Origin of the sequence: Flavobacterium dankookense, assembly GCF_004362665.1 — a bacterium.
Lineage (GTDB): Bacteria > Bacteroidota > Bacteroidia > Flavobacteriales > Flavobacteriaceae > Flavobacterium > Flavobacterium dankookense.
Genome location: NZ_SNXR01000012.1, coordinates 383182 through 403620 on the forward strand (window position 1 = coordinate 383182; position 20439 = coordinate 403620).

Consider the following 20439-nt stretch of genomic DNA (forward strand, 5'->3'; position numbering starts at 1 on the left):
TTCAAATCAATAATTGTCGTTTATAGACTTTTATAAGGCGATACTAAATATTACTGTCGTTCGTATGTTTCTATATAAAAAGCGACGTCTTCGGGGTTGTTCTCGTTTTGTAATTCAATGAATTTTAAAATCATTTTGTTTCCTTCAAAAGTTGCTTTTACAGCAATTAGAGTTTCGGAATCATAATTTGGATTACTGGAAATGGTTTGGAAAACATATTGATTAGTATTGCTTTTTGCCCAAATTTTTTCTCCAGCAAAGCTTGAAGTTTGTAATATACAACCACCAAAATCAGTGTTTGGACTGTATCTAATTTTGTCAAATGTGCCGTCTTTTTTTATGATGAAACGGTTTTGTATATCGCAACTGCTTTCAAATAATTGATCGTATTGTTGACTATTGTTTTGAATATAAGTGGATTTTGTATGACGCCAAGTGCCAATTATCTTATCACTGGAATTGTTCTCAGAATCGTTATTTGAACAAGAAAAAGTAAATAAAATGGAAAGGATAAATACTATTTTTTTCATGATTTAGTTGACTTTTAAAAATAAAGTTGTTGAAGTGATTTGTCCTTTTACGCCAATTGGTTTTGCTTCTAAGATAATTTCATAATTACCTTTTGGGATTTCAGAAACGGTCTCAGGCGTATTGGTTTGAATGTTGGATAAAACAGAAATTAAATCGAATGTTTCTATTGGCATGAACATATTGCCGGGAAAGAATGGCATTGGACTGCGTTTTATAGTTCCCATAGTTTTTCCATCTTTTTTTACTGTAGTTGAAAACACAAATTGAACAACTTCTTTTTTGTCGCTATTTAGTGGAACATCTGATACGGTGAACACAAAATGAATTGGATATTTGTTTTCTCTAAAATCGGCAAAAAGATTTACTGCTTTGTTTGATTTTGCGGTAAGCTCCATTTTTGATTGTTCTTTGATGGTGATTTCGCCCTGAACTATTTGAGCGAAACCAGTAAATGCCAGTAAAAGCATGGCTAAGGTTATGATTTTTTTCATGATTTTTAGTCTAAGAATTTTTTAATGTTTCAAATTTTTCTTCCACTATTTTAGTTGGTCTTTTGTCGTGATAGACAAAGGTTGTTTTGATATAGCCCAAATAAATATTCGTTTGACGGTAATGTGTATAACTGATTTCGAAAATGCGTTTGGCAATATTATCCGAGTTTTCTACCGTCATTTGGTATTTGGTTTTGCCATCGCTATTTAACGTTTGTACCGGTGTTTTGTTGAATACATACATGGGTTTGGTTTCTTTTCCAACTTTTGTATAAATGGTTGTTTTTTTATTCCATTCTACTTCAAACAAAGGCATTTTGGAAGATGCATTTGTATTCCAAAACTGGATTTGGGCTTCTGATTTAAGGCAAATAAACAGTAGTAGAATTATTTTTTTCATTGTTTTTAATTTACAGGAACGATACTGTAGACAATTCCCAAATTATATTTCGCTTTATTGAAACGCATGTATCCTGGTCGTGTTGGAATATTGGTTGTGTTTTTAGCTTGATTTAATGTAATTGCTGGCACTTTAGCATCTTTTAAGAAAACAATTACTTCTTGTTTTCCAACAATTTCGTCATTGATTGGCTTGTACACTTTGATTTCATAAACTATTTTGAAATAGGCATTGTCTTCCAGTTCTTTCATTGTTTTGTAGCCATATTTTGCAGGTTCAAACTGGAAGCGAACTTTAGTATTCATTAAGGATTTGATGTTGCCGTTGCTTACTTTCATTCCGGCATTTCTTGGCACTTCAAAAACGCGTCCATAATTGCCGATGTATTTAAAACCAGTGGGTTGAATTTGATCTTCATTTCCCGTAGTTTTATTTTTTACAAACAAACGGCAATAGCCAATTCCGTGAACACTTTCTGTTCCAACGTTAATGTTTTGATTGATGGTATGTGCAGCCAACCAATCAAATTTGAAATCGTATTTTACCATCTCGGGTAATGATTGTGCAAATGAGTTTGCGATAGCGAATACTAGAATAAGTACTGATAATTTTAATGTTTTCATATTTTTTAATTTAAAGTTTGTTACTAATTAATTTTGCAGTTTCAATGCTTTTTTGCTTGTTAATCTTCTCGTCATCTGAAAGTTCGGCTGTAATTTGAAATTGAATTCCTTTGTAAAACACGATGAGTTCTTTGTGTTTGTTGTTCCAAACAGCATACTCGCCAACGCCTTTAATTTCGTCAAACGAAAGACCTTTTGCCATTTCGCTCGCCATTCCTTTAGCCATTTCGGCTTGTGAAGCATCGACTTTTCCTTGTTGTTGCATTTCATTTGCTTTTTCATTCATCACTTTATCGGCATTGGCAAGTTCTTCAGCAGTTGGTGTATGATAATTGAATTTGAATTCTTTTAAATTGGTATTTTTTACCCAAGAAAGTTGAATGAAATCCTTTGCTGGAATATCCATCATTTTACCATTTATAGGATTTTTGATTTGCTTGTTTCTTCCTTTTTCCCATTGATAGGAAACCGAATGTGTAACAGGACTTTTTAATACTTGATTATAGTCTTTTTCAGCTTCTATTGCTGCATAACCCGAAATTTCGGAAGCCATTTCTAAGGTTAACAATTGATCTAATTTTCCATTAAATTCATCGGCAGATTTGCCAACAACTTCATCAATAGCTTGATTGGCTTGACTTTCAAGGTTTTCTTTTTTATCGCCAGAACAAGTGAAAGCAAAAAGGAAAAGGCTGATTACGGATAGGAGTGCTGTTTTCATATTTATAATTTTATAAATTCTACACGTCTATTTTGTGCTTTTTCGGCTGGATTTGCGTTTTTGTTGAGCGGTTGGCTTTCGCCTTTTCCGTCCGTTTCTATTCGTGAACCATCAATACCATAGAAGCTAGACAAGGCTGTTTTTACTGCTGCAGCTCTTTTTTGAGACAAGGTTAAATTGGCAGCATCGGCACCATCACTATCTGTATGACCAATGATTTTTACACTTACTGTTGGATTTTCTTGTAGTGTTGTTGCCATTTCTTTTAGTACAGTTCCGCTTTCGGGCTTGATATTGTCACTGTTCACGTCGAATAGAATTCCGTTGGTTACAAATCTTCCTTCGGTGATGAGTTTATTTCTAGTATCAGCACCAGCAACTGCGAAACGAATGTTAGTTAAATACACTTCACATTCTTCAAAAAAACTTCTAAAAAAAGCAAAATCATAGGTTGTTTTTTCAGTAAAAAATCGAGGAATATCTACTAACTTATTTTCGTTAACATATAATCGCAATCTACCTTGTTGTCTCCAAACCGAAACTTTAACAAATTTGTTTTTCTTTACATTCCATTGCGGCATTGGAATTTCGTTGTTTATTTCGCTTCCGTTTGTTGGAATAATTTGAACATTACAAGACGATGCACCAGGATGAAGATAGACAATAGAAATTCCGGAAGAAAAGAAGCGTTCCAGCATTAAATTATCAGAGTTTGTTGTGAAATTTAGTCCAAAACCAGGATAGTTATTTGTTGGATCGGTATTTATTCCTACTTCAAATTCTAAGGTGAAATTTTCGGGAAGTTTTTTCATATTATCGGGAATGAAAGCACCATTTTTGGTCATAGATAGCCATTTTCCAGATTGTCCATCGACATTCACTATTTCGCCACTCGCATTGGTGTTGAATTCTGCTGGGAAATCTCCAACAGCTAATCGTTCAAAATTGTCGAAATACAATTCTTTTTCACCAGCAACGAAATCGAATTTTGAATTTGACTTTGTTGGTTTACTTGTGTTTTCGTCATTGTTTTCTTGTGATTGCTCCTGACTTTCTTCGTTGGGTTGAGGTGCATCGGATTTTTTCTTTTTGTCTTTCTTTTTGAAGATGTTTTTTATTTTTTCTTCGGCTTTGTTCAGAACCGTTTCAACGCCTTCATCGCCTTTTTGTTCGCCACGCTGATAGGTTTTGTCTTTAGCATTTTTTAAAACTTTTCCGCCAACGGTTTCTTGGGCAGTGATGCATTGGATGCTAAATAAAAATAATAATACAGTTAATAGTTTTTTCATTTTTTTCATTTTTGGTTAAACAAATGGTTATTTCGTTTTAGCATTAGTGAAATGGAAATCAAAAGGTAAACATCGGTTTGAAAAAATATTTTTGATTAGCTTTGTTTACTTTCTAGAAATTCATCCACTAATGGAAAACGCCCCAAAGTTGACAGAGCTTTTAAAAGCCGGAAATGAGAAAGCCATTCGCACCGTTTATGAAGAACATCGCAATGGATTTTTATTGTTTGCCAAACGATATTCGTTGGGTGATGATGAGGTTTTGGATATTTATCAAGATGCCATCATCGCTTTGTGTGAAAATGCCCGAAAAGGAAAGTTGGATGATTTACAAAGTTCTATTTCAACTTATTTGTTCAGTATCGGCAAGTTTATGATCTATCATCGGCTGAAAAAAATAGGGAAACAAGTTACTGTAGCCGACTTTGAACACGTTGAAATGGAATATGAATTGTATGACGAAGAGGAACAAAATTCAAAATTAACCTTGGTTAGAAACTATTTTTCCCAGCTTGGTGAACAATGCAAAAAGGTGTTGACGCTTTTTTATTATGAAGAAAAAAAGTTGGATGAAATTCAGGAGTTATTGGGATATACCAACAAAGATGTGTTAAAAAGTCAGAAATCAAGATGCTTAAAACAGCTGAAAGATTTGATAAACAAATAGAATATGGATCACGAAGAATTAATAGAAAAATATTTTGCCAATAGCTTGAACAACGATGAACAATCAATGTTTGACCAATTGATGCAAACCAACGACACTTTTCGTGAACAAGTGGTTTATGAAGCGGAAGTGCAAAAAGCCATTACGTTGAACGAACGCCAAGCATTGAAAAAGAAACTTCAATCGTTTGAAACAAAAAAACCAAAGCGCAATTATACCGTTTGGTATGTTGCAGCATCGTTTGCAGTGATGTTGGGAATTGGTTTTTGGACATTTTCGAATGACTTTGACACCAATGCGGTTTATGAAGAATATTACCAATCGTATCCCAATGTTGTAGCGCCAACGGTTAGAGGTGAAAATTCAACTGACATAAAATCGGAAGCGTTTTATACGTATGATAGAGGCGATTATGCGAAAGCATTGACGCTTTTTTCTAAACTATACGACACTGAGAAAGAAGATTATTCTTTGTTTTACAAATCGTTGTCGCTGATGGAATTAAAACGTTATGACGAAGCGTTGACATCTTTCGAACAATTTGATTTAAAAAAGAACAACGGGTTTACGCCTTACGTCAAATGGTACAAAGCATTGACGTTGGTTAAATTGGAACAAGAAGAAAAGGCTTTAGTTTTACTGCAGGAATTAGCAAATTCGACAAATCCGATGCAAAAAATGGCAAAAGATATAATAACAGATTTAAATTAAAATTTTTAAAACGCTACTAATAATTACAGTTATGAATAGTACTTTTATCATTCTTATTTGTTTATTACCAATTTTACTTTTTTTAAATTGGACAAAACCATTTAGAGAAAAATATCCAGATACGTTTGGATATATTTTGTCTTTGGTTGGAACCTTTGTAGGTATAGTTTTAGGGCTTTATTTTACAGATATTCAAGAAAATAAATCCAACAAAGAAGCAACAGTAAAATTACTTCAAGCTAGCAAAGAAGAACTAGAATGGTTAATGAAACGATGTGATGTTGTTGCAGAAACAGTAGATACTTTACCTAATAGAAAACGAGATAAATTTTTAGAATTAGATATGCCACCATTTTTTTCGGAAACATTACGTTCGCAGATTATGATTGAAATGCTCCAACCTACAAGCATTGAGCAGTTAAATATCATCAAAGAAAATTTAGTTTTTGACATTAAAATGATGCGTGCTGACTTTAAAAACAAGAAAGTAGAAGAGATAAAACGAGATAAAGCTGATTATAAAAAACAACTTATTCTTACGAATGAAATAATTGATAAAGAAATTGAACTACTTGAAGGTTCAATTTCGCAGGAAACGTTTGATAGTATTTCAACCAAAAATCTTCGTCTATTGATGGAATAATTTATTTTGATTTCTTTTTTTTATTAAATAGAAAACTAATATAGACAGTATTGAACCAATTAGTATTGCACCAATAATATTCCAATCAAAATTTTTAGATTCTATTGGTGAAACATCGCCATTTACTACAAATCCAGCCCAATAAAACGGATGTTGCTTCATTGGATTGTTTGCCAAAAATTGTTTTTTAGCGTTTGCTAAAGCTTCGTCTTTTGTTTGTCCATCTTTTAAGTTTTTATAAAAAGAAACAATAATCTCCGAAGTTTCTTTGTCTGGAACTTGCCACAAACTGTATACAGACGATTGTACACCTGCATAGGTTAATGCGCGCGACAAACTCATTATGCCTTCACCCGATTTTAAATTTCCGTTTCCAGTATCGCATGCGCTTAAAACAACCATTTTTGCTGGAAAACTAAGTCCGTAAAGTTCTGAAAAATAGAGTTTTTCGTTATTTGAAAACACCAAACACGATTCGTTAATATTACTTTCGTCTAGTAAAGAATGCATGGCAAAATGATAAACCCCAAATTGATTTATGGTTTTAAAAAAATTAGTTTTTGAAGCTTTTTCATTTAAAAAACTTGTTCCATCAAAAAGATTTGAAATTGTATTAGCTTCTTCTTTTGCGTATCTCAAATCGGATAATCCACTTCTAATTTTGGCTAATTCTTTATTCTTGTAATTAGGTGCGAAAGCAATTAATGCATCGCTATCTATTTTAATTTTGCTTTTTTTATTAAATAAGAAAAATGATAAGTTATAATCATAAGAAACAGTACTTTGTTGGACTAAAAACTTTTTGTTTTTTGAATTAAAGAGTGTTTCGAAAGGAAGATAGTTTAAGAAACCATCAGCGATAAAAGTGATTTTTTTTGAATTCAAATCAGGCAGTAAAAATTTGGAAATATTATTGGAAACAAGCCTGTTTTTATCAATTTTCTTTGTTAGATTTAAATAGAACTTGATTTCTTTTTTCAACACACTTGTTGATGCTATCTTTTTTATTTCAAATTTTTTTTGAGTAATGTAAAGAGCAAACACATAATTTTTTAAAGTATAGTATTTTACAACTAATTCGTCAGAATCTAAAGTATTTTGAACATTTACTACATCAAAGTTATCGAGAGAATTCTTGTCAATTCCTTGATATGTTTTAGATGTTTTTTTTAGAAGTGAGTTTATGTTACTTTCTATGATTGCGATTTTTTTAGAATTAATTTTTGTCTGACTTTTATAAAAATGTAATTCCTTCTCTAACTCTTTAATTTTATCTAGATTGAGATTAGATTCGTTGTTTTGTGTTTTAATTTTTTTGTAAAACTCTTGTGCTAAATGTTGAGAAGCACTTCTTTCAATTTCATTAATTAATTCCGTTTTTTCTTGAAAAGTCAACTTTTTTTCTAAACTAATCTCAAAAAGTCCTTCAATAATTTCGCTATGATATTTACTTAATTCTTCATTGTATTCGCCTTTCAAATAATATTCTCTGAACAGTTTGTTGCTAATTTTATACAGATTATCGGCTATTTGTAGATCATTTCTATTTTTAAACTTTTTATAATTTTGAAAATATATTTTACCCGATTTATAAAATAGATTAATGAAATCTGTTGAAATTAGTTCTTTTACATCAGAAAACTTTATTTTTTCGATGGTTTTTTTCTTTTTTGAAAGATCAAATAGTAATTGTTCTATAGTATTTTTTATGTTTAAAACAGACTTTTTACTTTGATTATTCTCAAAATAGATTTCCGATTTTAAATATTCTAAAGTGTATTTACTCGAATTAAAATAATTTTTTGTGTTGTTTTTTTGTGCAATTTCATATTGCTTTAGTGCCATTTCTAAATTGTTTTGAAGCTTATATACTTTACCTTTTTTAGTATTTAATGTAACTGAAAAATGAAGTTGAGTATATTTTTTGGATAATGATAATCCTTTTTCAATAAGATTTAAAGCTGAGGAATATTCATTGTTTTCTATTAAATAATCCGCTATTTCTTCATAGCACTGAATTAAATATGTGGAATGATTTTCTTTCTTGTATGGTAATAACTGATTATTTTCAAAATCTTTTAAAAATTGTAATGCTTTATCCTTTTGATTAAGGGCTAAATTCATTCGAATATTACTCAATGAAAAATCAGAGAACGATAGAAAATAGCGCTCATTATCAATAGATTTGATTGATGTATATTTTTTAAAAAAATAATTATTTAGTTTTAAAAGATTCTTCTTTGCATTTTCAATATCGCCATAATTGATGTATTGAAATATTAAATTGTGATAAACTGTGATTAGATAATCTTTATCATTGTTTTTATTTCTATAAATATTCTCCCAAATCTTAGCCGCTTTTTCATAATAAGCAATTGTGTTTTTTTGATTGTAGATATTTGTATAGGCATATGCCAAATTGTTGTAGTTTAAGGCAACTTCATTATCATTTTCGCCATATTGTTTTATGTAAAGAGCAAGTGATTTTTTATAAAATTTAATTCCTTCAAAAGAATTTCCAACTTTGTCGTATAAATATCCTAAATCATACAAATAATCGGTACGTGTTTCTAATTTGGCTTGGTTGAAATCTTTAATTTTATAACTTTTTTCAGCGACTTCTAAGGATGCTTCCCATCCAGTGTTACTGGCTAAATAATGGTATTTTGAAGTTGATAGATTCAACAAAAGTTCAGTTTCAAAGGGATTTCTTTTTTTGATTGAATTTAAATATTGTATGGCTAGGTCTATGTTTTTAATATCCTCCATATCTGACAATAAATAGTCATAAAATAAAATGTAATGTCGTAAAAAAACTTTTTCTGAGGATATTATGGACTGATCTTTTTGAGCTATTTCAAACACTTTTTTAGCTAATAAAAAGTCTTCTGTTTTTTCATAAAAATAAGCTTTTTTTAAAGCTGATTTAAATGATTTAGTTTGCGCACTGATAGTTAATGAAATAAGTAGTGAAAATAATAGTAGTGACCTTATCATAAATTATTTAGTTAATTCAAGTAACTTGTTAGTATACAAAATAATAAAAAGTAAACATTCTATCGAACACTAAATTAAACTATTTTGGTTATTAAAGAAATACAGAGTTACTGTTTTTTTAAGCAATGATATAAAACAAAAAAGCCCAGCCGAGAAACGACTGAGCTTTTATGCTATTAACCAACCAAAAAACTATAAATTATGAAAATTTATCCAAAAATATAAGGAAACCACTCCTTTGTTCTTTTTGATGATGCAAATATATGGCGGTTTGTTGCATTATTACAAGTAAAAAATCAATTTTAACACATATTTGGCAAAAAAGAAGTTACTACAACGTTGTATTTTGATGAATTCGTAATAAAATTAACTTTTTTATAACGTTCCTCTTAACATTTGTTCTCTTTCTATAGACTCAAATAATGCTTTGAAATTACCTGCGCCAAACCCTTTTGCACCCATTCGTTGAATAATTTCAAAAAATAATGTTGGTCTGTCTTCAATCGGTTTTGTGAATATTTGAAGTAAATAACCTTCTTCATCGGCATCAATCATAATGCCTAGTTTTTGAAGTTCATTAATATCTTCTTTGAATTTATTCATGTGGTCTTTCAATCGTTCAGGAATAGCATCATAATAAGCTTGTGGTGGCGTACTCAGAAATTCAATTCCTCGTGAACGCATATCAGCTACTGTTGAAATAATGTCATCTGTTGCTACAGCAATATGCTGAACACCTGAACCTTCGTAAAAATCTAAATATTCTTCTATTTGTGATTTTTTCTTTCCTTCAGCGGGTTCGTTTATTGGGAATTTAATTCTGCCATTACCATTACTCATTACTTTACTCATCAAAGCGGAATATTCAGTAGTGATTTGCTTGTCATCAAAGGAAAGGAAATTTACAAATCCCATAACGTCTTCGTACCATTTTACCCAAGTGTTCATTTCGTTCCAGCCTACGTTTCCAACCATGTGATCTACATATTTTAATCCAACTGGTTCAGGGTTATAATCTGATTTCCACTCTTTATATCCTGGTAAAAATGCACCGTTGTAGTTTTTTCGTTCCACAAACATGTGAACGGTTTCGCCATAGGTATAAATTCCTGCTCGAACTACTTCTCCATGTTCATCTTTTTCTACTGTTGGTTCCATGAATACTCTTGCTCCACGTTTTGTGGTTTCTTCAAAGGCTGATTTTGCATCTTCTACCCAAAGAGCAATCACTTTTACACCATCGCCGTGCTTTTTCACATGTTCACCAATAGGCGAGTTGCTATTCAAAGCTGTGGTTAAAACTAAGCGTATTTTGTCTTGTTTTAAAACATAAGAAGCTCTGTCTCTTAATCCAGTTTCTAATCCTGCATAAGCAAATGATTGAAACCCAAATGCTGTTTTATAAAAATGGGCTGCTTGTTTTGCATTACCTACATAGAATTCTATATAATCGGTGCCCAATAAAGGAAGGAAATCTTGAGCTCCTTCAAATATTTTTTCTAAGCCATACTCGACTGATTTTATTTCTTTACTCATAATTTGTCTTGTTTTTTGCACGCGGATAACACGGATTTTACGGATAAACGCGACTGTTTTTTATAAACTTATTTTTTAGCCCCGATAGTAGTGGAAATCCTTTTGTTTTTTTCTTTTAAAAAAACAAAAGATTGCAACGAATAGCGGGATTAGCTCCTGAAAAAATTACTCCATCCAAGATTTATAATATTTCCCATCGTCAATTCCCATAGCGTATTCAGTAACCATCAATGGACGGAAAGTATCAACCATAACGGCCAATTCCAATGTTTCTTTGTGACCAATACTTCGCTCCATTGCGCCTGGTGCTGGACCATGAGGAATTCCTTTTGGATGTAAAGTGATGTGTCCTTGTTCGATATTATTTCTACTCATAAAATCACCATCTACATAATACAAAACTTCATCAGAATCAATATTACTATGATTGTATGGTGCAGGAATTGCTTTTGGATGATAATCATAAAGTCTTGGACAGAAAGAACATACGACAAAAGTAGCTGTTTCAAATGTTTGATGAATTGGTGGTGGCAAATGCACTCTTCCCGTTATTGGTTCAAAATTGTGAATACTAAATCCATAAGGGAAATTATATCCATCCCAACCGACAACATCAAAAGGATGTGTGGCATAAACTACCTCATGTATCATCCCTTCTTTTTTGATTTTAATTAAAAAATCCCCTTTTTCATCATACGTTTCTAGTTCAGATGGCAATTTGAAATCGCGTTCGCAAAATGGAGAATGTTCAAGATGCTGTCCTGACTCGTTTTTATATCGCTTTGGTGTATAAAATGGTGTAAAACTTTCTACATAGAACAAACGATTTTCTTCGGTGTTGAAATCAATTTGATAGATTATTCCACGAGGAATTATTAAGTAATCACCATATTCAAACGAAATATTTCCCATCATAGTTCTTAGTGTTCCTGAACCTTTGTGGATGAAAATCATTTCATCGGCATCTGCGTTTTTGTAAAAATAGCTGCGTAATGATTTTTTTGGTGCTGCTAATCCAATGGTGCAATCTTTATTGACAAGCATTGGTTTTCTACTATCTAAAAAATCATCTTCCGGTTTTATTTCAAAGCCTTTTAAAAGTAATGATTTTATGTTTTTGTCTATTGCAATTTTTGGTTCAATAGAATAGGATTTTGTAATTTCCTTGACTTGAGTTGGCCTGTGAACATGATACAATAATGAGGAATGACCATGAAAACCTTCTGTTCCAAACAGTTGTTCGTAATAAAAACCACCCGTTGGTTTTTCGAACTGTGTATGTCTTTTTTGTGGAAAATTCCCGAGTTTGTGATATAATGGCATAGTTTTTAATTTGATAATTTAAAAAATCAGATAATTTGAAAATGACATAAATCGAAGTTCAGATAACTAGCTCATTTTCTTATTGACTAATTATCAAATCACAACTTACTCAGGATTTCTCTTGATTAAGAATTTTAAAAATGCCAATAAATCTTGCCAAACAAGTGTCATTTTTATTTGTCTTTTAAATTTTTACCAACGATTATTCCCATTCCAAATGCTGCAATTATTGCTAATAATAGTATCATAGTTGACTTTTTATATTACAAATATCGTAATAATATGAATGCCAAAAAATGATATTTATTAATTTTTAAAAACAAAAAAGGATTAAGAAGTGTTAATTCTTAATCCTTTGTATAAATGTAAATATTGGTTTATTTAGGATTGTTTAGTTTACTGTTTTTCTTTCCATACAAAAAGTATAGCGCAACACCTAATGCCATCCAAATAACAAGTCTAATCCAACTTTCAAGTGGTAATGAGTACATTAAATATAAACATACAACTACACCAGCTATTGGAACAAAAGGAACCAATGGTGTTTTGAAAGCTCTTGGTGCATCTGGCATTTTTTTGCGCATAACTAATACGCCAATACATACTAAAACAAAAGCTAGTAATGTTCCAATGCTTACCATATGACCTAAATCTGAAACTGGAACAAATCCTGCAAACAGACTCACGAATACCAAAAAGAAAAGGTTAGTTTTCCAAGGCGTTCTGAATTTTGAATGTATTTCTCCGAAAAACGGTGGTAATAAACCGTCTTTACTCATGGTATAAAATACACGGCTTTGTCCCATTAACATCACCAACATTACCGAAGTATAACCGGCAAGAATTGCTACAATTAATCCTGTTTGAAGAAAACCATAAGGTGTTTTTGCAAAAGCTGTTGCTGCTGGTTTAGCATCGCCAGCAAATTCATGATAAGGCACTAGTCCAGTCATTACGTGAGCGAATAAAACATATAAAATGGTACAAATTACTAACGATCCTAAAATACCTATTGGCATTCCTTTTTGTGGATTTTTTGCTTCTTGAGCTGCTGTTGATACAGCGTCAAATCCAATAAAAGCAAAGAAAACAGTTGCCGCTCCAGCCGCAATTCCTGACCAACCAAATTCTCCTTTAACTCCAGTATTTTCAGGAATATATGGTGTATAATTGGCTTCGTTTATATAATTCCATCCTAAAACGATAAATAGTATAACAACAGAAACTTTAACAATAACTAAGAAATTATTTATTCCAGCAGATTCTTTTGTTCCACGGATTAGTAAAAGTGATAGCATTGATACTATAAAGACAGCTGGAAGATTGATTAATCCACCTTCAATTAGTGTTCCATCACTCAATTTTAATGTTTCCCAAGGGGAACATATTAAATCAGGAGGTAAATGGATTCCAAATTTGTTTAGTAATTCTAAGAAGTATCTCGACCAACTAACACCTACGGTTGCTGCTCCTAATGCATATTCAAGTACTAAATCCCAGCCGATAATCCAAGCCATGAATTCTCCCATTGTTGCATAAGAGTAGGTATAAGCACTTCCTGCTACTGGTATCATTGAGGCAAATTCTGCATAGCAAAGTCCTGCAAAGGCACAACCAACAGCTGCTAAAACGAAAGACAAGGTCACGGCTGGTCCAGCATGTTCGGCTGCCGCAATTCCGGTTAATGAAAATAATCCAGCGCCAATAATAGCTCCAATTCCAAGTGCAACTAAAGAGCGAGAGGATAATGTTCTTTTTAGTCCTTTTTCTGATTCATCTGCTTCACTTAATAAAACAGCCAACGATTTTCTTTTCCAAATAGACATAAATATATTTTTTGGGTTTTTATAGATTCCAAATATAGTTTTTTTGGAATTAATCAATAAATTTTTTTTCTACTATTAAATTTTTAGAACCAAAACCCAACATTGACCATTGTGTATCCTTTTGCCAATTCGGGTGACCAAGTATATTTTATTTCTATTGGTCCAAAAACAGATTCGTAGCCATATCCTAGCGCATAACCATTGTGTTTTGGCTTACTGAACCAGTTTCCTGTTCCAAAAAGGTTGTCTTCTACATTGGCATAATTGGCAGAAAAATTTATGTGGTTCTTTTTAAAGAGTTCATAATCGATGGTGAAACTTGATTTGATGTAACTATCCGCAGCAATACTAAGGAAATCATATCCATAAAAATGTTTAAAGTTATTAATAGTACTAAAACCATAGCCACCAAGAATAAAATTAAAAAAAGGAGTTGCTTTTCCTCCAGCACTAAATCCTAGTTCTGAATTAATATTTAAGGTTAGTTTTTTAGCAAGTTTTTTTGCAAAAAACACTTCACCTCTTACTACTGAAAATCGCTCAAAATCATTGTTGAAATCGGTTGAATATAAATAAGACTGGATGTCGCCAGAGAAAAGCCAACCGTCTTTTGGGAAGTATTTATTGTCTAATGAATCATATTTTAAATAACCAAAAATACTAAAGTAAACACTGTTTTCGAATACTGGATTATCCTCTTCGAGTGTTTCAGATTTTATTTTTAAATATTTGTGTTCTATTCCACCACCAATTAAATATTTTTGAATAAAAACTGTTTGCATATACGCTTGATTAGTAATGTCTAAAAAGTCAATATTGATTGATTTCAAACCAAGTTGTGTCAAAAGTTCACCATTACTAAAATCAGTTTCCACATTTCGGTTAAAAGTATTTAGTCTTGATTTGAAGCCAAAACTCCAGTAAAATCCATTGTCTACATAATAGTCAATGTTGTAACGAATATTATCTCCTAAAATGGCATCTCCAGAAAAAACATCGTTTTTAAACAATAATTTTTTGTGTGTTAAATTCACCAAAACAGCACTTTTATACAAATCATCGTAGTGCAATCCAAATTTTAAAAAGGTTTTGTTTGGATTTTCAGTTAAGTAGATTTTTAAATCGTCTTTGTTATTGCTGTTTTTTTCTAGAACATAACTTATTCGACTGAAGTTCTGAGTGGCATTAATATTATTTATTCCAGTTTTTAGTTCATCATAAGTGATTGTTTTCCCCGATTTGAAGCGCAACTTTCCTAGAATATATGCTTTTGTGTAATTATCAAGTTTGGTTGTAGTGATATCATTTATGTTAATAAGACTGGATTCATTTTTAAGATTTTGAACTTCATAATTCTTTTGATTTCCGTATTTTTTTATTTGCTCGTAAACAGCAAAAGTCGCTTCTTCTCCTTTTTTGATGATTTCTTGTCCTTTATCGAATGAAATAACGCCATAGTTCGATATATCAGGCTTAATGTAAATGTCTGTCAGCTTAATATTCTCTTTCATTTTGTTAATCATGTCCAAATTAGTGATTTGAACTAAAATTCGGGTAGCGTCTTGAAGTGAATTTCTATCTTTTAAATCGTCTTGAACATCAACACCAATGATGATTTCCGCACCCATTCTACGGAGTTCTTTCACAGGATAGTTATTTGTAACGCCACCATCAATTAAAACTTTTCCGTTCAACTCAACAGGTGAGAATAACGATGGAAAAGCCGAACTTGCCATCATCGCTTGCGCTAAAAAACCATCTCTTAAAATTACTTCTTCGCCGGTTTCAATATTCGTGGCAACACAAATAAAAGGAATTGGCAATTGATTAAAATCTCTGACATGTCTAACGTTGTGCGTTAGTTTTGCTAACATGTTGTAGTTGTATATTCCTTTTGATAATGCCACAGGAATACCAAGTTTGAATTTATTAAATGGCAACGAAACAGAATACATTTCATCATTTCTTTTTTCAAAAAAACTCTTAGAGGTTCGCGGCATATAGTCTTGCAACAATTCATCAAAATTTGTTTCTTGAAAAATAGAATCTATCTGCGTAGCATTATACCCAGAAGCATATAATCCGCCAACGACTGCACCCATACTCGTTCCGCCAATGTAATCTATTTTTACACCTGCTTGTTCTAGAACTTTTAAAACACCAATATGAGCAAAACCTTTTGCGCCACCGCCAGAAAGTACTAAACCAATTTTAGGTCGTTTTTGCGTAATAGTGTCTTGGGCTACAACGAATTGAAGAAAAAAAAGAAAGTAGAAGAATAGTAATGTTTTTTTCATTCGGTGTTATTGATTGCTGATGTTGTAAAATTCGGAAATTTTTTTTGCTTTTGAAGCACCAACCACATCAGAAATTTCTTTTTCTGTGGCTAATTTCAATCTTTTAACACTTTTGAAATGTTTTATTAACGTTAGCATTGTTTTTTCGCCGATGCCTGGAATGGTTTCCATAGACGAATTTAGCGCCGATTTGCTTCGTTTATCTCGGTGGAAGGTAATTCCAAAACGGTGGGCTTCGTTTCGAAGGTATTGAATAACTTTCAGCGTTTCTGACTTTTTATCTAGATATAGCGGAACCGAATCGCCGGGATAAAAAAGCTCTTCCAATCGTTTTGCAATGCCGATTATGGCAATTTTTCCTCGCAAACCTAAATCGTCAATACTCTTTAAAGCCGATGATAACTGTCCTTTTCCACCGTCGATAATGATAAGTTGTGGCAAAGGTTGATTTTCATCCAACAGGCGTTTGTATCGACGGTAAACCACTTCTTCCATAGAGGCAAAATCGTTTGGACCTTCAACGGTTTTTATATTAAAATGGCGATAATCTTTTTTCGATGGTTTTCCGTCTTTAAAAACCACACAGGCCGAAACAGGATTCGTTCCTTGAATGTTAGAATTATCAAAACACTCAATGTGTCGTGGCTCAACCGATAGTCGCAAATCTTTTTGCATTTGAGCCATAATCCGATTGGTATGTCGCTCTGGATCTACAATTTGAATTTGCTTCAATTGGTCCATACGATAGTATTTAGCATTGCGTTCGGATAAATCTAGAATTTGTTTTTTATCACCCAATTGTGGTACAGTAACCTTTATGCTTTCGCCAAAATCCAACGGAAAGGGTAAAATAATTTCTTTTGATGTCAATTTAAAGCGTTCGCGAAGTTCAACAACGGCGAGTTCTAAAAGTTCTTGGTCGGTTTCGTCTAATTTCTTTTTTAGCTCCAGCGTATAGGAACGAATAATAGCGCCATGCGAAATTTGTAGAAAGTTAACATAAGCAACTGCTTCGTCTGAAATGATAGAAAAAACATCGATGTTTGAAATTTTTGGGTTTAAAATCGTGGAACGCGACTGATAATTCTCTAAAACTTCTATTTTTTCTTTTATTTTTTGCGCTTCTTCAAATTGCATGTTGGCAGCAAAGTGCAGCATTTTATTTTTGAAATCTTTCAAACTTTCTTTGAAGTTTCCTTTCAATATTTCGCGAATAGCGTTTACTTGGGTTTGATAGTTTTCGAGGGTTTCATATCCTTCGCAACCACCTTTGCAATTGCCAATATGAAATTCTAAACACACTTTGTACTTTCCTTTTTCGATATTGCTTTCGGTTAAATCATAGTTGCAGGTTCGCAGTGGATACAATTCCTTTATTAAATCTAAAATGGTGTTTACGGTTTTAAAGTTAGTGTAAGGACCAAAATATTCAGAGCCATCTTTAATCATCCTACGCGTTGGAAATATTCTAGAAAAAGGTTCTTTTTTAATGCAAATCCACGGATAGGTTTTGTCATCGCGCAGCAAAACATTATAGCGTGGCTGGAGTTTTTTTATTAAATTATTTTCCAATAAAAGCGCGTCTTGTTCAGAGGAAACTACGATGTGTTTTATCGTTTCAATTTTTCTGACGAGCACATTGGTTTTGCCATTGTCATGCACTTTGTTGAAATAGGAGGCTACTCTTTTTTTGAGATTTTTAGCTTTTCCAACATACAAAATTTTTCCGTCTTTGTCATAATACTGATACACGCCAGGATTGTCTGGAAGGGTTTGTATTTGAAGTTCAAGCGATGGGTTGGTCATTGTTTTGTTTTGTTGTCGGTTGGCGGTTTTGAGTTATCAGTGGTATGCACAAGGTTTGCCATTCAGTAGGAATCTTTCTTTTGCCACAAATAAAACGGATGTTACGGATTATATATTGGTTTAATAGTTATCTTATATTTCTAACAAATTTAATTTAAAATGCCACACAAAACAAATGCAACACTTTTCAATGGATTGAGATATTGAAGATGGCAACTAACAGGACACCATGATGAGTTTAAATACGTATTTTATTAATGGATTTTATTAAAAATTTGATAAAATTCATTAATTATAATATAATAATTATTAAAAAATAAGTACTATACAATTAACAATTAATGTTATTTATAAAAAAATAATTAGTAAATAATAATAGATATATAAAAAGTAATAAAAAATATATAAACTTTATTTATATTTGAATGTATAATTAAATGAAGGAATATGCCAATAGATAATTTAGGAAGTAGTCATTTTACCTCTGAACAAAAGGTGGCTATAAAAGCGGCCTTGGCTCAAATTTTTGAATTGACAGAAAGCTTAGCCGTAAATTTAACTCCCAAAGAGCGCAGTAAATACGGTAAAGTAGGCGAAAAAGGAAAGTTGCTAATTGATAAAGTAAAATCATATCATGATACACAGCCCAACTTGCAATCGCCAGAAGTAGATTGGGTTGAATTTGAAAAAGATTATCAGGATAGGGTTTTTACCACGGGTGTTTTATCGCAATTGGCATCGCTTGAAGAAAGGATGTTGTCTATAAAAATCCTCCGCGATTATGACAATAAAACCGATTCATTGCGTGATTATCAATATGCGAAATACAAAAACAGCTTCGGTTCCCAACCCGGATTTGAGAATAAAATCAATCAATTAAAAGTGTTTTTTCCAAAGACGGGAAAAACTAAAAAAAAGGAGTAAGGTCGTTATAGTATTGTTATGAATAAAACGGATTTAAGAAGTAAGTACAAAGCATTACGAAATCAACTTTCAGAAGAAGAAATTGAAGATAAAAGCCTAGCGATTGCCAATCGATTACTACAGTTCGATATTTGGGAGAAAACCTATTTTCATCTTTTTCTAACCATTGAAGAGCAAAAAGAAGTGGAAACTGAATTTATTCTTCAAATTTTAGCTGGAAAAGACAGAGAGATTGTGGTTTCGAAAACTAATTTTGAAACCAGAGAAATGACGAATTATCTTTTGACGGATAATACTAAATTTCAAAAAAACGAATACAACATTTTTGAACCTGTAGATGGTATTGAAGTTCCAGTTGCTAAACTTGATGTGGTCTTTGTTCCGCTTTTGGCTTATGATAAAAATGGAAATAGAGTAGGATATGGCAAAGGATTTTATGACAATTTGCTCACGAAATGCCGAGAAGATGTTGTGAAAATTGGTTTGTCTTTTTTTGAACCCGAAGACAGTATTGATGATGTTTCAGCAGCTGATGTTCGGTTGGATTTTTGCGTTACACCAAATGGAATTAGTAGTTTCTAATTGATTCTATTTTAGCAAATGCTTTTTTATTGAATACAATTAAAATTCCAATTCCTGTTGAAATAGAAACATCGGCAACATTGAAAATAGCGTTGAAAAACTTGAAGGTTTTTCCACCCCAAATAGGCATCCAATCAGGGAAATTGCCTTCAAATATTGGGAAGTATAACATGTCGACCACTTCGCCATGAAACCAGGATTGATAAGGTTTGTCAGTAAACATTTCGGCTAGTTGATAATGACTATCGCTAAAAAGTCTTCCGTAGAAAACCGAGTCAATAATATTACCCAAAGCACCAGCAAATATTAATGAAATGGCCACCATTAAATAGTTAGAACTACGTCTGTTGCTTGATTCGTAGAGCCAATATCCGATTCCAAAAACCGCTATAATTCTAAAGACAGTTAGGATTAATTTTCCGTATTCGCCTGGAATTTTTGTTCCCCAAGCCATTCCTTCGTTTTCAATAAATAGAATTTTAAACCAATCGAATACATGAACGGTTTCTCCTAATACAAAATTAGTTTTGATATAAATTTTCGAGAATTGATCAACTAAAAGTATAATAGTTATAATTAAAACGGAATTTCGTAATGACATTGTCTAAAAAATTAGTGGCGCAAAAATAGTGTTTTTTTCTAAAAAAATAACGCTCCAAAAAGGAGCGTTAAAGAATTTATTTTTAACGTGTTATCGTTGTAAATTTTTCGCTTCAATACTCATCGTAGCATGAGGAACGATTTTTAATCTTTCTTTGCCAATTAGCTTTCCAGTTACTTTACAAATACCATAGGTTTTGTTTTCTACACGGAAAAGAGCATTTTTTAAGTCGCGAATAAACTTTTCTTGACGAATTGCCAACTGCGAGTTAGCTTCTTTAGACATGGTTTCGCTTCCTTCTTCGAATGCTTTAAACGTCGGCGATGTATCATCAGTACCATTATTTAAATCATTCATATAAGCGCTTTTTATCAACTCTAAATCAGCTTTTGCTTTTTCAATTTTTGCTACAATAATTTCTTTGAACTCTGCTAAATCAGCATCTGAGTATCTTAATTTTTCATCTATCAT

19 protein-coding genes are annotated in these 20439 nt (G+C 32.1%); 5 read left to right on the forward strand and 14 right to left on the reverse strand.

What is annotated here, in order from left to right:
• Nucleotides 1–50: 50 nt before the first annotated feature.
• The 6 genes from BC748_RS05800 to BC748_RS05825 are packed head-to-tail and all read right to left on the reverse strand — an operon-like array spanning nucleotide 51 to nucleotide 4055.
• Nucleotides 51–530, reverse strand: coding sequence for a hypothetical protein (locus tag BC748_RS05800; protein ID WP_133532521.1), 480 nt, complete (start codon nucleotides 528–530; stop codon nucleotides 51–53).
• Nucleotides 531–533: 3 nt separating this feature from the next.
• Nucleotides 534–1022 (reverse strand): hypothetical protein, encoded by a 489-nt coding sequence (locus BC748_RS05805; protein ID WP_133532522.1) that lies wholly within the window; start codon nucleotides 1020–1022, stop codon nucleotides 534–536.
• Between the two features lie 10 nt (nucleotides 1023–1032).
• Nucleotides 1033–1422 (reverse strand): hypothetical protein, encoded by a 390-nt coding sequence (locus BC748_RS05810; protein WP_133532523.1) that lies wholly within the window; start codon nucleotides 1420–1422, stop codon nucleotides 1033–1035.
• Nucleotides 1423–1427: 5 nt separating this feature from the next.
• A complete protein-coding gene (locus tag BC748_RS05815; protein WP_133532524.1) occupies nucleotides 1428–2045 on the reverse strand; it encodes a hypothetical protein in 618 nt (205 codons plus the stop codon).
• 10 nt (nucleotides 2046–2055) lie between these two features.
• Nucleotides 2056–2766: an RING finger protein gene (locus tag BC748_RS05820; RefSeq protein ID WP_133532525.1), complete on the reverse strand. Its 711-nt coding sequence runs from the start codon at nucleotides 2764–2766 to the stop codon at nucleotides 2056–2058.
• 2 nt (nucleotides 2767–2768) lie between these two features.
• Nucleotides 2769–4055 carry an OmpA family protein gene (locus BC748_RS05825; protein ID WP_162846418.1) on the reverse strand — a complete coding sequence of 429 codons (1287 nt, stop codon included), beginning with the start codon at nucleotides 4053–4055 and terminating at the stop codon, nucleotides 2769–2771.
• Nucleotides 4056–4185: 130 nt separating this feature from the next.
• Here BC748_RS05825 and BC748_RS05830 point away from each other — a divergent pair, with 130 nt between their 5' ends.
• From BC748_RS05830 to BC748_RS05840, 3 genes are read left to right on the forward strand one after another with little or no spacing between them, the layout of a single operon-like run.
• Nucleotides 4186–4722: an RNA polymerase sigma factor gene (locus tag BC748_RS05830; RefSeq protein ID WP_133532527.1), complete on the forward strand. Its 537-nt coding sequence runs from the start codon at nucleotides 4186–4188 to the stop codon at nucleotides 4720–4722.
• A 3-nt stretch (nucleotides 4723–4725) separates the two neighbouring features.
• Nucleotides 4726–5433, forward strand: a complete 708-nt coding sequence (locus tag BC748_RS05835; RefSeq protein ID WP_133532528.1) for a tetratricopeptide repeat protein — start codon at nucleotides 4726–4728, stop codon at nucleotides 5431–5433.
• 31 nt (nucleotides 5434–5464) lie between these two features.
• A complete protein-coding gene (locus BC748_RS05840) occupies nucleotides 5465–6076 on the forward strand; it encodes a hypothetical protein (RefSeq protein ID WP_133532529.1) in 612 nt (203 codons plus the stop codon).
• On the opposite strand, the gene BC748_RS05845 is transcribed toward BC748_RS05840, so the two are convergent.
• From BC748_RS05845 to uvrC, 6 genes are all read right to left on the reverse strand, one after another.
• On the reverse strand, nucleotides 6062–9073 hold the full coding sequence (locus BC748_RS05845; protein ID WP_133532530.1) for a CHAT domain-containing protein: 3012 nt from the start codon (nucleotides 9071–9073) through the stop codon (nucleotides 6062–6064). The genes BC748_RS05840 and BC748_RS05845 overlap by 15 nt on opposite strands.
• A 375-nt stretch (nucleotides 9074–9448) precedes the next feature.
• Nucleotides 9449–10609, reverse strand: coding sequence for a 4-hydroxyphenylpyruvate dioxygenase (gene hppD / locus BC748_RS05850; protein WP_133532531.1), 1161 nt, complete (start codon nucleotides 10607–10609; stop codon nucleotides 9449–9451).
• Nucleotides 10610–10774: 165 nt separating this feature from the next.
• Entirely contained in the window at nucleotides 10775–11932 is a 1158-nt protein-coding gene (locus tag BC748_RS05855; RefSeq protein ID WP_133532532.1) for a homogentisate 1,2-dioxygenase, read from the reverse strand.
• Nucleotides 11933–12309: 377 nt separating this feature from the next.
• Nucleotides 12310–13758, reverse strand: coding sequence for an amino acid permease (locus BC748_RS05860; protein ID WP_211338548.1), 1449 nt, complete (start codon nucleotides 13756–13758; stop codon nucleotides 12310–12312).
• Nucleotides 13759–13841: 83 nt separating this feature from the next.
• Nucleotides 13842–16055 carry a patatin-like phospholipase family protein gene (locus BC748_RS05865; RefSeq protein ID WP_133532533.1) on the reverse strand — a complete coding sequence of 738 codons (2214 nt, stop codon included), beginning with the start codon at nucleotides 16053–16055 and terminating at the stop codon, nucleotides 13842–13844.
• Between the two features lie 6 nt (nucleotides 16056–16061).
• Nucleotides 16062–17861: an excinuclease ABC subunit UvrC gene (uvrC, locus tag BC748_RS05870; protein ID WP_133532534.1), complete on the reverse strand. Its 1800-nt coding sequence runs from the start codon at nucleotides 17859–17861 to the stop codon at nucleotides 16062–16064.
• A 447-nt stretch (nucleotides 17862–18308) separates the two neighbouring features.
• Between uvrC and BC748_RS05875 the strand changes: the two genes are divergently transcribed.
• Nucleotides 18309–18785, forward strand: a complete 477-nt coding sequence (locus BC748_RS05875) for a hypothetical protein (protein ID WP_133532535.1) — start codon at nucleotides 18309–18311, stop codon at nucleotides 18783–18785.
• 18 nt (nucleotides 18786–18803) lie between these two features.
• Nucleotides 18804–19367 carry a 5-formyltetrahydrofolate cyclo-ligase gene (locus BC748_RS05880; RefSeq protein ID WP_133532536.1) on the forward strand — a complete coding sequence of 188 codons (564 nt, stop codon included), beginning with the start codon at nucleotides 18804–18806 and terminating at the stop codon, nucleotides 19365–19367.
• Here BC748_RS05880 and BC748_RS05885 read toward each other — a convergent pair.
• Entirely contained in the window at nucleotides 19354–19968 is a 615-nt protein-coding gene (locus BC748_RS05885; protein ID WP_133532537.1) for a lipoprotein signal peptidase, read from the reverse strand. The genes BC748_RS05880 and BC748_RS05885 overlap by 14 nt on opposite strands.
• Nucleotides 19969–20058: 90 nt before the next feature.
• Nucleotides 20059–20439 carry a TraR/DksA family transcriptional regulator gene (locus BC748_RS05890; protein WP_133532538.1) on the reverse strand — a complete coding sequence of 127 codons (381 nt, stop codon included), beginning with the start codon at nucleotides 20437–20439 and terminating at the stop codon, nucleotides 20059–20061.

Bases quoted from the DNA above. Each gene is read 5' to 3' on its own strand.
- BC748_RS05800 (WP_133532521.1), bottom strand. From the start codon at position 530: ATGAAAAAAATAGTATTTATCCTTTCCATTTTATTTACTTTTTCTTGT.
- BC748_RS05805 (WP_133532522.1), bottom strand. From the start codon at position 1,022: ATGAAAAAAATCATAACCTTAGCCATGCTTTTACTGGCATTTACTGGT.
- BC748_RS05810 (WP_133532523.1), bottom strand. From the start codon at position 1,422: ATGAAAAAAATAATTCTACTACTGTTTATTTGCCTTAAATCAGAAGCC.
- BC748_RS05815 (WP_133532524.1), bottom strand. From the start codon at position 2,045: ATGAAAACATTAAAATTATCAGTACTTATTCTAGTATTCGCTATCGCA.
- BC748_RS05820 (WP_133532525.1), bottom strand. From the start codon at position 2,766: ATGAAAACAGCACTCCTATCCGTAATCAGCCTTTTCCTTTTTGCTTTC.
- BC748_RS05825 (WP_162846418.1), bottom strand. From the start codon at position 4,055: ATGAAAAAACTATTAACTGTATTATTATTTTTATTTAGCATCCAATGC.
- BC748_RS05830 (WP_133532527.1), top strand. From the start codon at position 4,186: ATGGAAAACGCCCCAAAGTTGACAGAGCTTTTAAAAGCCGGAAATGAG.
- BC748_RS05835 (WP_133532528.1), top strand. From the start codon at position 4,726: ATGGATCACGAAGAATTAATAGAAAAATATTTTGCCAATAGCTTGAAC.
- BC748_RS05840 (WP_133532529.1), top strand. From the start codon at position 5,465: ATGAATAGTACTTTTATCATTCTTATTTGTTTATTACCAATTTTACTT.
- BC748_RS05845 (WP_133532530.1), bottom strand. From the start codon at position 9,073: ATGATAAGGTCACTACTATTATTTTCACTACTTATTTCATTAACTATC.
- hppD (WP_133532531.1), bottom strand. From the start codon at position 10,609: ATGAGTAAAGAAATAAAATCAGTCGAGTATGGCTTAGAAAAAATATTT.
- BC748_RS05855 (WP_133532532.1), bottom strand. From the start codon at position 11,932: ATGCCATTATATCACAAACTCGGGAATTTTCCACAAAAAAGACATACA.
- BC748_RS05860 (WP_211338548.1), bottom strand. From the start codon at position 13,758: ATGTCTATTTGGAAAAGAAAATCGTTGGCTGTTTTATTAAGTGAAGCA.
- BC748_RS05865 (WP_133532533.1), bottom strand. From the start codon at position 16,055: ATGAAAAAAACATTACTATTCTTCTACTTTCTTTTTTTTCTTCAATTC.
- uvrC (WP_133532534.1), bottom strand. From the start codon at position 17,861: ATGACCAACCCATCGCTTGAACTTCAAATACAAACCCTTCCAGACAAT.
- BC748_RS05875 (WP_133532535.1), top strand. From the start codon at position 18,309: ATGCCAATAGATAATTTAGGAAGTAGTCATTTTACCTCTGAACAAAAG.
- BC748_RS05880 (WP_133532536.1), top strand. From the start codon at position 18,804: ATGAATAAAACGGATTTAAGAAGTAAGTACAAAGCATTACGAAATCAA.
- BC748_RS05885 (WP_133532537.1), bottom strand. From the start codon at position 19,968: ATGTCATTACGAAATTCCGTTTTAATTATAACTATTATACTTTTAGTT.
- BC748_RS05890 (WP_133532538.1), bottom strand. From the start codon at position 20,439: ATGATAGATGAAAAATTAAGATACTCAGATGCTGATTTAGCAGAGTTC.